This window comes from Pedobacter sp. Leaf170 (genome assembly GCF_920984665.1).
Classification (GTDB): Bacteria; Bacteroidota; Bacteroidia; order Sphingobacteriales; family Sphingobacteriaceae; genus Pedobacter.
Genome location: NZ_CAKLBP010000001.1, coordinates 367,358 through 380,969, shown reverse-complemented (window position 1 = coordinate 380,969; position 13,612 = coordinate 367,358). Strand labels below are relative to the sequence as shown.

The 13,612-nt window shown below is 36.5% G+C and carries 15 protein-coding genes; 7 read left to right on the top strand and 8 right to left on the bottom strand.

Annotated features, from left to right (window positions below; genetic code table 11):
* The first annotated feature begins 179 nt into the window (after positions 1-179).
* Positions 180-782 (top strand): hypothetical protein, encoded by a 603-nt coding sequence (locus LUA90_RS01645; RefSeq protein WP_231460015.1) that lies wholly within the window; start codon positions 180-182, stop codon positions 780-782.
* Positions 783-871: 89 nt separating this feature from the next.
* On the opposite strand, the gene LUA90_RS01640 is transcribed toward LUA90_RS01645, so the two are convergent.
* The 5 genes from LUA90_RS01640 to LUA90_RS01620 form a co-directional block, all read right to left on the bottom strand.
* Complete coding sequence (locus LUA90_RS01640) at positions 872-1,849, bottom strand: MlaD family protein (protein WP_231460016.1); 978 nt, start codon at positions 1,847-1,849, stop codon at positions 872-874.
* Between the two features lie 3 nt (positions 1,850-1,852).
* On the bottom strand, positions 1,853-2,626 hold the full coding sequence (locus LUA90_RS01635) for an ABC transporter ATP-binding protein (RefSeq protein ID WP_231460017.1): 774 nt from the start codon (positions 2,624-2,626) through the stop codon (positions 1,853-1,855).
* A 5-nt stretch (positions 2,627-2,631) separates the two neighbouring features.
* On the bottom strand, positions 2,632-3,420 hold the full coding sequence (locus LUA90_RS01630; RefSeq protein WP_231460018.1) for an ABC transporter permease: 789 nt from the start codon (positions 3,418-3,420) through the stop codon (positions 2,632-2,634).
* A complete protein-coding gene (locus tag LUA90_RS01625) occupies positions 3,420-3,782 on the bottom strand; it encodes a hypothetical protein (RefSeq protein ID WP_231460019.1) in 363 nt (120 codons plus the stop codon). The genes LUA90_RS01630 and LUA90_RS01625 overlap by 1 nt, the downstream gene beginning before the upstream one ends.
* A gap of 202 nt (positions 3,783-3,984) precedes the next feature.
* On the bottom strand, positions 3,985-4,515 hold the full coding sequence (locus LUA90_RS01620; RefSeq protein ID WP_231460020.1) for a sigma-70 family RNA polymerase sigma factor: 531 nt from the start codon (positions 4,513-4,515) through the stop codon (positions 3,985-3,987).
* A gap of 348 nt (positions 4,516-4,863) precedes the next feature.
* On the opposite strand from LUA90_RS01620, the gene LUA90_RS01615 reads away from it, so the two are divergent.
* Positions 4,864-5,208, top strand: a complete 345-nt coding sequence (locus tag LUA90_RS01615) for a hypothetical protein (RefSeq protein WP_231460021.1) — start codon at positions 4,864-4,866, stop codon at positions 5,206-5,208.
* Positions 5,209-5,291: 83 nt separating this feature from the next.
* On the opposite strand, the gene LUA90_RS01610 is transcribed toward LUA90_RS01615, so the two are convergent.
* Positions 5,292-5,714, bottom strand: a complete 423-nt coding sequence (locus tag LUA90_RS01610) for a hypothetical protein (protein ID WP_231460022.1) — start codon at positions 5,712-5,714, stop codon at positions 5,292-5,294.
* A gap of 199 nt (positions 5,715-5,913) precedes the next feature.
* On the opposite strand from LUA90_RS01610, the gene LUA90_RS01605 reads away from it, so the two are divergent.
* Complete coding sequence (locus tag LUA90_RS01605; RefSeq protein WP_231460023.1) at positions 5,914-6,468, top strand: ferritin-like domain-containing protein; 555 nt, start codon at positions 5,914-5,916, stop codon at positions 6,466-6,468.
* 12 nt (positions 6,469-6,480) lie between these two features.
* Entirely contained in the window at positions 6,481-8,679 is a 2,199-nt protein-coding gene (locus LUA90_RS01600; RefSeq protein WP_231489849.1) for a catalase, read from the top strand.
* A gap of 66 nt (positions 8,680-8,745) precedes the next feature.
* On the opposite strand, the gene LUA90_RS01595 is transcribed toward LUA90_RS01600, so the two are convergent.
* Together LUA90_RS01595 and LUA90_RS01590 are read right to left on the bottom strand one after the other, a co-directional pair.
* On the bottom strand, positions 8,746-9,228 hold the full coding sequence (locus LUA90_RS01595) for an ankyrin repeat domain-containing protein (RefSeq protein WP_231489848.1): 483 nt from the start codon (positions 9,226-9,228) through the stop codon (positions 8,746-8,748).
* Positions 9,229-9,260: 32 nt separating this feature from the next.
* Positions 9,261-10,700 (bottom strand): SDR family oxidoreductase, encoded by a 1,440-nt coding sequence (locus LUA90_RS01590; RefSeq protein ID WP_231460026.1) that lies wholly within the window; start codon positions 10,698-10,700, stop codon positions 9,261-9,263.
* Positions 10,701-10,999: 299 nt separating this feature from the next.
* Here LUA90_RS01590 and LUA90_RS01585 point away from each other — a divergent pair, with 299 nt between their 5' ends.
* The 3 genes from LUA90_RS01585 (at position 11,000) to cobA (ending at position 13,571) form a co-directional block, all read left to right on the top strand.
* Positions 11,000-12,010, top strand: a complete 1,011-nt coding sequence (locus LUA90_RS01585) for a bestrophin family protein (RefSeq protein WP_231460027.1) — start codon at positions 11,000-11,002, stop codon at positions 12,008-12,010.
* Between the two features lie 83 nt (positions 12,011-12,093).
* Positions 12,094-12,558 (top strand): hypothetical protein, encoded by a 465-nt coding sequence (locus tag LUA90_RS01580; protein ID WP_231460028.1) that lies wholly within the window; start codon positions 12,094-12,096, stop codon positions 12,556-12,558.
* Between the two features lie 218 nt (positions 12,559-12,776).
* Entirely contained in the window at positions 12,777-13,571 is a 795-nt protein-coding gene (cobA, locus tag LUA90_RS01575) for a uroporphyrinogen-III C-methyltransferase (protein ID WP_231460029.1), read from the top strand.
* Positions 13,572-13,612 lie beyond the last annotated feature (41 nt).

Genomic DNA, 13,612 nt, shown 5'->3' with positions numbered 1-13,612 from the left:
CAACATCGGATGGTGTTGCTTTGTTAATATCAGGCTGTTTCAAATCTACAAATAGATTTTTTTTCCAGTTTATTTTAAAATTAATTTAACATTTCTTCATCTGATTAAATACGCATTTTGCAAGTTCAAAAAACTTTGTCTCATTAAAAAGGTTATATCATCAATTTATAGAGACAAGAATGAAACAGATAAAGTCAGAATTTATTCCACCTCAAAAAAAAGGTAGCAGCATGCATGTTCAGTCTGGTGTAGCAGCAGAAACTGAAGCCCATGCAAAGCTTATTTACCAGCGAAGCGTTGAAAGATTATTGAACGTTAATGCATGGGGAACATACAGTAGTCCTTCAAAATTTCAGTTATTTGATGAAAATAGGAACAAAACAGATAGATTAGTAGAAGAGGGGGATTTTATAAGAATTGATATACCAGGGCTTGGCACTGAGGCCGGCATGGGTTATGATTGGGTTAGGGTTGAAGCTATTGGCCGTGCTGAGGACGAGAATTATGAATGGACTGCTATTCGCGTCAGACCATCATCAATGCCCTGTTCAAAATCAGAAGTTATTGCACATTTTCTGGATAAAGATGCTACCTCTACATTTAAAGTTAGCAGGGAAGGATATTTAGTTTTTGCAGAAGAGTTTGCAAGAAATGAAACGACAAACACTAACGGAGTTGGATTACTTGATATGGCAAGAAATTTTTTAGTTGGCGCTGCAGCAAAACTAGGTGTTTCTTATCCTCAGTGGAAAAGCCTTACTGATGGTTTACTGCAGAATTAAATAAAAAAGTCAATTCTAAATTCTTATTTAACCAATAAATCCCGGGCTAGCCGGGATTTTATTTTTATGTTTTAAATTCTGCAATTACCTTAGTTGTTTTTCAGTTTTAAAGAATCTTTAGCACGTTTTTTAAAGAAACCACGTAATAAAAAGTTGCTTTGAAGCGCTTCTAAATCTTCATCAAGTTTCTTACTGCTTTTTTCTAAGTTAACCATAATCGATTTAACTTGTTTAGCTGTTTGCTCATCATTTAACAATAGGCCGGCTGCGTTATCGTTGCTTTTAAGTTTTGCAGATGCACTTTGGAGGTTATCTGCCATAGCACTAGCAGATTGTGTTGTTTTGTTTAAGTTTGCAACAGCAGATTCAAACCTCTTAAACACTGCTGTATCGGTTAACATCTGATGCATCAAACCATCCTTAGTATTAATAGTTTTACTAAATTCGCGTAATTCTACGGCAGCTTTTGATGTCATTTGAGAGGTCTGACTTAAATTGGCAACCATCATTTTAAAGTTCTTAGCCATTTCTTCGTCACTTAGCAATGCACCGGCAGCGCCTTTACCATCAACCAGATTTTTGGCGAGTATTTTAAAATCTCCAGTTACATCTACAAGATTTTTATTGTTTACCTGAAGGGTTTTCATAATATCATCTGTAGAAAGTGAAGTATTTACCTTAAGCATATCTCCATCTTCTACAAAGGGAAATTTAGGGGTGCCACCAGTAAGCACCACAATTTTATTACCGATTAATCCATCCGCACCGATACTTGCACCGGCATCCTTATGAATATATTTATGAACATCTTCTTCAATACTAAGCTGTACTTTAACTTGTGAAGATCCGTAAAAATCAATTTTTTTAATTGTACCGATTTTAACACCTGAAAACCAGACATTGTTGCCTTTTTTTAAGCCTTGAATATCGTTAAAAACCACATTAAGGTTAATGCTTTTTACAAAAGTTTTCTTTTGGCTGCCCAAAGTGAAAATGGCCACCACAAATATCAGAATACCAATTCCAATGAATAGGCCGACTGTAATTTTCTTTTTATTATCGTTCATTTGTTAGCGTATAAAGTTATAATCGAAAAAAGGCTGCGCTTGTGCGTCGCCTGCATTAAATATGTCATCAAAAGTGCCTTGGCGGTCAAATCTGCGCTCTACCAGCATAGCAACCCGGTTGCCCACCTCTTTTGCACAGGTTAAATCATGTGTAATGATGATCGCACTCGTATGGTATCGTGCCTGCACATCATTAATCAATTTATTTATTTCTTTAGATGTAATTGGATCAAGTCCTGCCGTAGGTTCGTCGTAAAGCATAATTTCAGGCTTAAGCATTAGTGTTCTGGCAATACCAATCCGTTTCCGCTGCCCTCCAGAAAGTTCTGAAGGCATTTGATTAATTGCCTGCAACAATCCAACAGCCTCCAGCATTTCTTCAACCAATGCATCAACTTCCTTTCGGCCCATATCTCTTCGGTTCCTCACTAATGGAAACTCAAGATTATCACGAACCGTCATACTATCATATAGTGCACTGTTTTGAAAGGAGAAACCAACCCGAAGCCGTAGTTCCAATAAATCTGCATAGCTGATGGTTTCTATACTTTGTCCAAGCACATTTACGTGGCCGCTATCTGGTGATAGTAAACCAACAATAATTTTAATTAATACCGATTTACCTGTTCCGCTTTTACCTAAAACAACCAGATTTTCTCCTTTATGTAAATCCAGCGAAGCAGATTCTAGTACGCGGTAATCTCCAAAGGCTTTATTCAAGTTCCGGATTTCGATTACCTTTTCAGTCGATAAATCAGTTTTTGGTTTCGATTCCATCTCCTTTAAGAATTAAATAAACTAAAAATCTGCACACAAATAACCTCTTCAATAAAAATTAGGAACATTGCTGTTACCACCGCTGAGTTTGCAGCCTTACCAACGCCTTCAGTACCTTTAGATGAGTTATATCCTTGATAACAACCAACAATTGCAATTGTAAAACCAAATAATATGGCTTTAATAGTGGAGGCAATAATATCGAGAAAAGTTATACTTTCTAATGCGCTTTGAAAAAAAGTTGTAGCACTTGTACCTTCATTTACAGATACATTAAGCAATGCACCAAGCATGCCCACCATTGCAGTATAAAAAGTAAGTATTGGCATTGTAATCGTAGCCGCCAGCACTCGGGTTGCAACCAGGAATTTGAAGGGATTTGTTGCACTTACTTCCATTGCATCAATCTGCTCGCTTACTTTCATCGAACCTAATTCGGCTCCAATACTCGAGCCTACTTTACCAGCCGCAATTAAACCGGTAAGTAAAGGCGCTAAGGTACGAAGTAAGGCAATACCCACTAAAGATGGTAGCCATGAAGTGGCACCAAATTCTGATAAGGATGGTCGTGATTGTTTAGTGAAAACCAAACCTGTAATAAAACCTGTGGTAGAAATTAGCAAAGCAGATCGGTAACCAATTTCATAACATTGCTTCATTAGCTCTTTAAATTCATAAGGCGGCAGAAAAGCCTCTTTAAAAAAACGACCAATAAAGTTAAATACATTATAAAGGGCGATGAATGCACGCCCGAATCTGCTTGGGGTTTGATTTTGATTACTTTCTTGATTCATTACTCCCATATGCCGGATGAATTATTTTTTTTATTTTGCTCTGCAAGCACCCGCTCTCTTTCTTCTTTATATTCTTTGATAATTAAGGTATCAGCCGGAGACAAACTTTCATTTAAACTTTCAAAATGCACCATCAGGCTCGCATTTTGCTTTTCAAAATCAGCATCCGTAATTTTACCTTTTTGCAATTGTTGATGCAAAGCAAAAGATTGATCTAAAACCGACTTTGCAGAATCTACAATTGATTTATTGCTTAGTACAGTCTTTTCTTCAACATGATTTCCGCCGGTGCCCTTTTCAGGATTTGTATTTTGGCAGGCTGCAATCATCACAAGAGGAAGAAGCATCAATTTCAGTTTCATGCTAACTATACAAATGTGTTGGTTTTTTGTTTTGTTATCACACTGAAAACTAGGATATAAAATTTGCCCTTACCTAAAAATCGTAAGTATTACCAACTGTAGAATATCAATGTTAAAAATTTAGTATTAATGAAAAAAGCTACCTTTTGTGCGAGGTAACTTTTAGTTTATTGATAATCATACTTTTTTTGAAGGGTTTGTATTAAGCTTCGCCAGATTTATAGGCAACCTTAGCATAACTCTGTAAATATTCTTTTAGCATTTTGCGGGCTAGATGAATTCTGGTTTTAACAGTTCCAATAGGCATATTTAATTCTTCAGCTATTTCAAAGTATTTATAGCCTTCAAAATGGCGGATAAATGGAATTGCATAAGCTTCTGGAATTTGATTTAGCGCTTTTCTAACATCTTTTAACACCAGTGAACCTTCAGCTAAATTTTTGCTCGCACTGTAACTTAATTCACTATAGCTTATCTCATCACGCTGATTAATTAATGCATACGTTTTAAGTTTTCTTCTGTAATTATTGATAAAAGTGTTTCTCATAATTGTATAAAGCCACGCTTTTAAATTGGTTTGATGATCAAACTGAGCCTGATATGTATAAGCCTTTACCAAAGTGTCTTGTAAAAGGTCTTGTGCATCTTCATTGTTATTTGTGAAACGCATTGCAAAACTTAATAATTCTGGTGCAACGCTGGCTGTTTTTAAACTGAATTCAGAATTTGTCATATAGCTTTTTTTAGAGATGATTTTTAAATTACAAATCCAATACCAAAATTTTTGATTTTCAATATTCTGGCAGACATAATTCTGTTTCAGCACTATTTATCCAAATGTCATTTGTTTATTGAACTAATTTGCTCATTAAAGCAAGTGTAAATCACCATAAATTATATTTTTTTGCCTTTTATAATAATTGGCAATAACAACAATATGATTTATTTAAAAACTTATGACTACAAAAACCGACAATTAATGGATACTGGCATAAAAAAGCATCAATTTCAATAGTATGTGCCAAAATGCATTTTACAATGAAAAATTAAAACCATACACCGCTTAATTCGTTAGGTTGGTATGGAAAAACTATTACTTGCCATCGACTATTTTAGATTAAAAGAAAGAGCCCTTTTACAAAGACATCATATTGATTATACGATGGCAGAACACTTAAAAGATTTAAAAGAAGATAAAAGTACCGGATTTGTTGAGCACATTGAAAGGTATAAAAATGAAATTAAAGCTGCAGAAACTGAATTTGAGGAGTTAGTTCAGTCTTTACAACCCTTATATACACCATTGTACGAACATTTAAACAGCCGCGGTGCTTCAAAATCGTCGCCTTGCGTAATCGGTACAACTTCAATAAGCCTTGAAATGTACATTGATGAGCAGAAGAACATCCATTACAATAAGATTTAAAGTATAGCTTGATTGCAAAAATTAATAAATGACGAGCAATAGGTGCATTCAATGCTAATCTATTCAAAATATTCTACAGAAAGCTAACGGCTGTTTTTGAAATAATTTTTATCCTTATACCAAGGGTGCGTTAAAGGCATAGGTGTTTTCCAATCTTGAGAATAGTCGTGTCTAAATTTTCTTGCTTTAGAATTGTCCTCATCCATTTCCATTGCATCGAGCTCAGAAGGATTTAATATGCTCACCAATTGAATGGCATCGTGGAGATAAACAATAACCTGAAGACGCTCAAGCGGGCAATTTATTTGTGGCTGAGTTTTCAAAAATTTATCAAGCCAGGGTTTTAGAACGGTCGATTTATCCCAGGAATCTGGTAAATAGAGATATAGATTGCCATTACCATAGCGGGCAGAAATGTTGGCGTATGATTTATTTATATTGTCTGCCAGTGTAGCTCCGTATGGATTTGCACCACATCTTAGCTGCTCCCTTAGTTCAATACTCATTTTCATATACTATAAACACATTAGGTTTAATTCAGTTTTAAAAAATCAATGTTGTAAATAGGTTCTTAACTAAGATAATATTTACTTCCATTATTTCCATCGTACAGATACCGAAAATCTTCATTAACACTTATTTAATAATAGGCAAAACCTTCCAAAAAATACAGGGTTGTAATAGTAGTACCTAATCACACATCCCATGAAAAAACAAGTCACACCAAACAACGACAGCCAAACAGAAAAGCAGCCCATTCAAAATAACTCCCCACTCTTTAAATTGTTTAAAGATGGTTTATCTGATTTGTATTGGGCAGAGAATCATTTAACAAAGGCATTGCCAAAAATGATATCTGCAGCAAGTTCTGCATCGCTACAAAAAGCTTTATCAGCTCATTTAGCTGAAACAAAAAATCAGGTTTCCAGGCTAGAAGAAATTTTTAACCTGTTAGATGAAAAGGCATTGGCAAAAAAGTGTGATGCGATGGAAGGCTTAAGTAAGGAGGCAGAAGGCATTGTTGAGCAAACGCCATCTGATTCTGCAGTACGCGATTTGGGAATTATCTTGGCTTGTGGAAAAGTTGAGCATTATGAGATAGCAAGTTATACCGGTTTAAAAAACCTAGCTGATAAACTATCGCTAGAATCTGTTTCAGAATTACTACAGCAAACGCTGGATGAAGAGCAAGCCGCAGAGCAGAAACTTAATGCACTCGGATTTGAAGATATTATTAACCAGGCTTTATCAGAAGCATAAAAACCTTAAAAAATGGCTAAGCAAAGCAAAAATAACGATAAACAGGCAAATTTAAATCATGCCGAAAATGATAAAACCAGGCAGCTGGAAAATTTTATTAATGATAGCAGCGGACAGCAAATGAGCAGCAATACTGGCGTCAAAATTAACGATGACCAGAACTCTTTGAAAGCGGGAGACAGAGGCGCAACACTTCTTGAAGATTTTATACTTCGTGAAAAGATTACTCATTTTGATCATGAGCGAATCCCTGAACGTGTGGTACATGCCCGTGGTTCAGGTGCTCATGGTGTTTTTAAGGTTTATGAAGATTTATCAGCACTAACCTGTGCAGATTTTTTGTGTAAACCTGCACAGGAAACGCCTGTATTTGTTCGTTTTTCTACAGTAGCTGGCTCTCGCGGCTCTACAGACATGGCAAGAGATGTTAGGGGATTTGCCGTAAAATTTTATACTCAGCAAGGAAATTTTGATTTGGTAGGCAACAATATGCCCGTTTTTTTTATTCAGGATGCTATTAAATTCCCTGATTTAATTCATGCGGTAAAGCCAGAACCAGATAATGAGATGCCTCAGGCAGCTTCTGCCCATGATACCTTTTGGGACTTTATTTCACAATTGCCAGAGTCGGCACACATGGTTATGTGGGCGATGAGTGATAGGGCTTTACCCAGAAGTTACCGCATGATGGAAGGCTTCGGTGTTCATACATTCCGTTTGGTTAATGCAGAAGGCAAATCGAGCTTTGTTAAATTCCATTGGAAACCACTTTTAGGCGTACACGCAGTAGCCTGGGATGAAGCACAGGTAATTTCCGGTAAGGATCCTGATTTTCATCGTAGGGATTTATGGGACGCCATTGAGGCAGGCGCCTTTCCAGAATGGGAGCTAGGCATCCAGGTGGTTGCAGAAGAAGATGAGCATAAGTTTGAATTCGATTTACTCGACCCAACTAAACTCATTCCTGAAGAACTTGTGCCGGTTCAACGCATCGGAAAAATGACTTTAAACCGTAATCCGGATAATTTCTTTGCAGAAACTGAGCAATCTGCATTTCACATCGGGCATGTTGTGCCAGGTATTGATTTTACCAACGACCCACTTTTGCAAGGCAGGTTATTTTCTTATACAGATACTCAGCTTATCCGTTTAGGTGGTCCAAATTTTCAGGAAATTCCGATTAACAGACCAATAAATCCGGTTCATAACAACCAGCGTGACGGTTATATGCGTCAAACCATTAACCGTGGTAAAACCGCTTATGGTCCGAATGGATTAGCTGGAAATAACCCTGCACAAGTTAAAGCGGCCGATGGTGGCTTTGTAAGTTACAATGAACGCATTGATGGAAGAAAAATCCGTTCCAGAAGCAGAAGTTTCTTTGATCACTTTTCTCAGGCCAGATTATTTTTTCATTCACAAAGTCCGGCAGAGCAAAATCACATTATCGATGCCTTAAGTTTCGAGCTTGGAAAGGTAAAATCAATTATGGTACGCGAAAGAATGTTAGCGCTGCTGAATCAAATCGATGATGCCCTTGCTTCGGCTATTGCCTATGCTTTAGGATTACATATTCCTGAAATTGCATTAGAAGATTTGAATAACAGCATTCCTGCCGATGGTAGCAAAGCTGATTATGCTTCAGAAAATCCTGAAGGTAGTTTAGCAAAATCTGAAGCTCTGAGTATGGTTAATACCGTTAAGGATACCATAGAAACCAGAAAAATAGCCATATTGGCTGCAGACGGTGTAAATGGTAAAACGCTAAGTTCGGTAAAGGATGCATTAGTTGCAGATGGAGCAGTTGTACATATTATTGCACCAAGACTTGGTGAAATAACTTCTGTTGAAGACCAGAAAATTCAACCAGATGAAAGCTTTTTAACTGCGGCATCTGTTTTATATGATGCTGTTTATGTTCCTGGTGGTACAAATTCGGTTGCTAGTTTAGAAGCAGAAGCAAATGCGGTGCAATTTTTAAATCAAGCTTTTAAACATTGCAAAGCCATTGCTACGGATGGTGATGCGTTGCAATTGCTGGAGGCAACCGCTTTCCATAAAAAGCTGCCAGCCAATTTTAAAGAAGAAACTGTATTGAGCGAAGGGATTTTAGTTAGTGATGATGCTTCAGCTTTAATTCAGACTTTTAAAAAAATGATAGCCTTGCACAGGTTTTGGAATAGAGAAAATCCACGGAAAGTACCTGCATAGCTTTTAAAACAAAAAAGGCGAACCTGATGGTTTGCCTTTTTTAGCTTTGATGTAATAAATTAACTGTTAAGCAGTTTGACCACCAAGTAGTAATTGCGCTTCCTGATTACCTTGAAGAAAAGCGTGTTCCAAAGCAGTAAGTCCGCGGCTATCTGGTAGTTTTGTATCTGCACCGCGGTTAACAAGAAGTTGCAACATGTCGTTTCTGCCAAACATTACTGCAAACATTACCGCTGTTCCGCCATTGCCATGCTGTAAATTTAAATTTGCTCCGGCATCAATAAGCAATTCTGCAATTTCAAGATTTCCTTTAAAAGCGCAGCCCATTAAGGCGGTATTACCTCCTAAATCTGTTGCATCTACATTTGCTCCGGCCGCAAGAAGCGTTTTAACCGCTTCAGTCTGTCCGTTGTAAGCCGCAATAATTAAAGGTGTATAACCTTTTTCATCTTTATATTCTAAGTTTACACCTCTGCTAATCAGTTCTGCCAGTACCGCGATTTCGCCTTTTCTTGCAGCTGGTATCAGTATTAATTCTAAGTTTTCCATATATTTTTTTTGCCAAAGGCTGATTTTTTTCTTTAATGATGTTTAGAAGCATCAGCTGAACATATTTTTGTAAGCATGCCTTTAAAAATGAAATAGTGGAAAGGAAGCATTGCCATCCAATACATCCGCCCACTAATGCCCAAAGGCCTAAAGGTAGCAGTTTGATGCACCACATTTTTTTCATCAATACAAAATTCCAGCCATGCTTCACCAGGCAGTTTCATCTCCGCATAAAGTAATAATCGTTTCTCACTTTGTGATGAAAAAATTACCCGCCAGAAATCCAATGCTTCTCCGGCTGATGTTTGCGATGCATTTTTTCGGCCACGCCTTAAACCTACGCCACCGAATAATCGGTCAAGAAAACCTCTAAATCCCCACAACCAATCTGCATAATACCAACCATTTTTGCCGCCTATAGAAAAAATGCGGTTTAAAGCCAGGTCTACATCTTTTGCCGGCATTTTTTGCTTGTCTTGAAAAACACCGAATTTTGGAACTTCTATATGTGCCGATAGGCCTTTGTTAAAAATCCGGCTATTACCCGAATCACTCCAGCTAGATAACACTAAGTTTTGCTCTATTTTTTCAAAGGCCATCGAAATTGCATCGCGATAAGGGATTAAGGTAATGCCTAAATCTTTATGTAAATGGTTCTTTTTGGGCACAACATCTATTTTCATGCTCTCAACTAAGTTTTTTGCCAAAGCATAAGACGTTGCAGTTACAAAATAAAGCCAGTAGGATGAAAGCTTAGGTGTAAAAACAGGCACTACAATAATTTTACGTTTTAACTTTCTTACACTTGCAAAAGCCATCAACATGTCCTTATAGGTTAACAAGTCTGGCCCATAAATATCATAATGATTTCCGAAGTAATCTTTCTTATCTAAAACACCCGTTAAAAATTCTATTACGTTACGGATGGCAATTGGCTGACACATGGTTTTAAGCCATTTTGGTGCAACCATAACCGGAAGTTTTTCTACTAAGTCTCTGATAATTTCAAACGAAGCACTTCCCGAACCAATGATGATTCCGGCTCTTAACACCGTTACCGGAACTTTACCATTGGACAGTTTTTCTTCAACAGCCTTTCTGCTTTCAAGGTGTTTGCTAAGCTTTTCTTCGTTAATAATACCCGAAAGATAAATTAATTGTCTGGCCGAAGTTTCATTCAGATAATTAATAAAATTTTCCGCAGAATCCAATTCGCTCTTACTAAAATCGCCTTCGGTACTCATTGAATGAACAAGATAATAAGCCGTGTCTATATCTTTAGGGAGCAATTTTAAGGTTTCCGGGTTAAGCAAATCAGCTTGAAGAACTTCAACCTGCCCGGCTTTAAAAGCTGAGATATCTAACCTTGCTTTGTCTCTAACCAGGCAAATAAGTTCATGACCCATATCCAATAAAGCAGGCATCAGTCTTCTTCCGATGTAACCGGTAGCCCCTGTGAGCAGAATTTTCATATTTAATTTAACACATGAATTGGGATATTGTTGCGAATCCTTGATATATCTAAGGATAAAAAATTTATTAGCTATTTTTTGGCTAATAGCCTATTAACCTTTGAGTATTTTACCACGCTGCTTATAACATAAATCTAACAAAAAACATGTATGGATGACATTACCCTAAAACGGATTTTCATACTTATTTTGTGAACAAAACAACGTTTGTTCAAACAATTCTGTTAAACATTTTACTAAAAAAATTATCTTCGCTTGTCCCAAATAAATAGCATCCCACAAATAAAAACTTTAAAATTATGCATGCTGGAAAAAAGTACACCCTTTTAGAATTTATTTTATGGACACGCAGAGATATACTCAGACTGAGTATTTTAGCCATTATTCCAACGGTATTATACCATTTCTGCGGTTTTACTTTCTTGTCAATTTCCTGGGTTCCGGTAGCGTTGTTAGGTACGGCAGTTTCTTTTATTATCGGTTTTAAAAATAATGCAAGTTATGCCCGATTGTGGGAAGCACGCCAAATTTACGGCGGAATTATTAATGCAAGCAGGTCGTTCGGGGTTATGGTTCGCGATTTTTTATCCTCAAAAGACAAGAAGCAAGATGTACAGATAATTTTTTACCGTCACTTTGCATGGTTAACTGCTTTGCGTTTTCAACTTAGAGAGCCGCGTGTTTGGGAAAATATAGATGATCCACGAAATGTAGAATATGCAAAAAACTATCATATTGCAGAGAAAACGGATAAACTTGAAGAAGTGCTGAAGAAATATTTATCTGCTGAAGAATTAGATTATGTTTTAACCAAGAAAAATAAAGCAACTCAATTAATGGCTTTACAATCAAGCCATATTAATAAATTGGCGGTCGAGCATAATTTTACCGATTTACAGCTTCAATCTGTACAGGCAGCCATTACAAATTTTTATGATAATCAGGGTAAGGCAGAAAGGATAAAGAATTTTCCTTATCCGCGTCATTTTTCTTCAATTGCCAATATTATGCTTAACCTTTTTGTATTTCTTGTTCCTTATGGTTTGCTTAACGATTTTAATAAATTAGGCATCGGGACTTTATTAGAAGGCTACTCCATCTGGCTAAACATTCCATTTGCAATATTATTAACATGGGTTTTCAATTCGTTAGATGTTGTTGGTGAAAGTTCTACAAATCCATTTGAGGGCAGTGCCAACGATGTTCCGATTACAAATATTTCGCGAACTATAGAAATTGATATGCGGGATATGCTCGATGAATCTGATTTACCACCGGCTATAACGCCGGAAAATAATATCTTGATGTAAATATTTAATTGTGGAATTTTAACAAACATTTCATCCTGTAGTTATCTTTATATTAAGATTGTTCATCATTAAACCAATAAAAAATGAAAAAAAACATCCTTTACTTAGCTTTCGCTGCAATTCCCTTTGTGTTTGCATGTAATCAATCAGAAAAAAAAGCTGATACCGCAAAGGCAGATTCTGTTATTAGTGAAACTTGTTATGCAGCCTATTATGAAAAAGATAGCGCTTCGATGATTGTAAAAAAGATGGCATCGGGTAAAATTACAGGTGCGCTTTTAGTTAAATATGCCGAAAAACCACAAAATAACGGAACCTTGGAAGGCAAATTTAGTGGCGATACACTTTTGGTTGACTATCGATTTATGACTGGAACAGATTCTACCAGAAAATATACCAACCCTTTAGCATTTTTAAAGAAAGATAATAAATTAGTAATGGGAGTGGGGCAGATTGAAACAACTTTAGGTCGCTCTTATTTTGTAAAAGGAAAACCTATTAACTACGAAGCGGGTAAATTTACTTTTCAGGAAGCTCCTTGTAAGTAAATTCATAATTTTAGCTAAATAAACCGTCACTAAGTTGCCGCAATAAATTCCGCATGACGGAGAGGTCAAGGCTATCTGAAAATTAGTCCATGGTCTGTGTCCTCACAGACCATCTTCATTTTAAAACAAAATTATTTTAAAATAAATTACTACAATTTCTATAGACTTTATATATTTGTACAATTAATAAAAATTATTACGAGCTAAAATTTTCTGTCATGATTTTAAGTAAAGTAGAAAAAGCGAACATTGAACCAAGAATTACTTTAATAGGTGCTGGTCCTGGCGACCCGGATTTATTCAGTTTAAAAGGTGTTAAAGCATTAAAAACAGCTGATGTTGTTTTGTATGATGCAAATGTGAACGAAGCTTTACTATGTTATGCGCCAGAGGGTATACCGAAGGTTTACGTTGGTAAACGTAGCGATGATGAAGATTTTTCGCAAGATGCCGTTAACAAGCTGATTATCGATTATGCTTTAAATTATGGTCATGTGGTTCGTTTAAAAAGTGGTGACCCATTTTTCTTTGCAAAGGGATACGAAGAAATTGATGTTGCAGAATCATATAGCATTCCAACGGAGATTATTCCAGGCATTTCGAGTGCAACCGGTGCGCCAAGTTTGCAGAAAATTCCGATGATTTATAAAGATTTAAGCGAAAGCTTTTGGGCAGTTACCGGAACAAATTCAAAAGGAGAAATTTCTGAAGATTTGTATATCGCGGCCAAAACTAAGGCAACCATTGTTGTGCTAAACGGGATTGAAAAAGTGAAAGAAATTGCCGCTATTTTTCAGGCTGAAAGTAAAAATTTATTGCCTGTTGCAGTGATTCAAAATGGTTCAACTCCGCAAGAAAAAATTGCTGTTGGCATTGTAGATACGATTGCTGAAGTGGTAGAAGATAAGAGAATAGCGGCACCAGCTTTACTGGTTTTTGGCGATGTTGTTTCCCTGCATCCGCAATTTCAACCCATCAGAGATTTCTATGAAATCATTGCAGAAGAATATTAAAATAGATTAAATCACATATTTGTTTTGTTGTTAAAACCGCA

What these genes read in the sequence shown, in the direction of transcription:
- LUA90_RS01635 (WP_231460017.1), bottom strand. Translation starts at nt 2,626, where the DNA reads ATGGAATCGAAACCAAAAACTGATTTATCGACTGAAAAGGTAATCGAA.
- LUA90_RS01630 (WP_231460018.1), bottom strand. Translation starts at nt 3,420, where the DNA reads ATGAATCAAGAAAGTAATCAAAATCAAACCCCAAGCAGATTCGGGCGT.
- LUA90_RS01595 (WP_231489848.1), bottom strand. Translation starts at nt 9,228, where the DNA reads ATGGAAAACTTAGAATTAATACTGATACCAGCTGCAAGAAAAGGCGAA.
- LUA90_RS01645 (WP_231460015.1), top strand. Translation starts at nt 180, where the DNA reads ATGAAACAGATAAAGTCAGAATTTATTCCACCTCAAAAAAAAGGTAGC.
- LUA90_RS01610 (WP_231460022.1), bottom strand. Translation starts at nt 5,714, where the DNA reads ATGAGTATTGAACTAAGGGAGCAGCTAAGATGTGGTGCAAATCCATAC.
- LUA90_RS01615 (WP_231460021.1), top strand. Translation starts at nt 4,864, where the DNA reads ATGGAAAAACTATTACTTGCCATCGACTATTTTAGATTAAAAGAAAGA.
- LUA90_RS01620 (WP_231460020.1), bottom strand. Translation starts at nt 4,515, where the DNA reads ATGACAAATTCTGAATTCAGTTTAAAAACAGCCAGCGTTGCACCAGAA.
- LUA90_RS01580 (WP_231460028.1), top strand. Translation starts at nt 12,094, where the DNA reads ATGAAAAAAAACATCCTTTACTTAGCTTTCGCTGCAATTCCCTTTGTG.
- LUA90_RS01590 (WP_231460026.1), bottom strand. Translation starts at nt 10,700, where the DNA reads ATGAAAATTCTGCTCACAGGGGCTACCGGTTACATCGGAAGAAGACTG.
- cobA (WP_231460029.1), top strand. Translation starts at nt 12,777, where the DNA reads ATGATTTTAAGTAAAGTAGAAAAAGCGAACATTGAACCAAGAATTACT.
- LUA90_RS01600 (WP_231489849.1), top strand. Translation starts at nt 6,481, where the DNA reads ATGGCTAAGCAAAGCAAAAATAACGATAAACAGGCAAATTTAAATCAT.
- LUA90_RS01640 (WP_231460016.1), bottom strand. Translation starts at nt 1,849, where the DNA reads ATGAACGATAATAAAAAGAAAATTACAGTCGGCCTATTCATTGGAATT.
- LUA90_RS01585 (WP_231460027.1), top strand. Translation starts at nt 11,000, where the DNA reads ATGCATGCTGGAAAAAAGTACACCCTTTTAGAATTTATTTTATGGACA.
- LUA90_RS01605 (WP_231460023.1), top strand. Translation starts at nt 5,914, where the DNA reads ATGAAAAAACAAGTCACACCAAACAACGACAGCCAAACAGAAAAGCAG.
- LUA90_RS01625 (WP_231460019.1), bottom strand. Translation starts at nt 3,782, where the DNA reads ATGAAACTGAAATTGATGCTTCTTCCTCTTGTGATGATTGCAGCCTGC.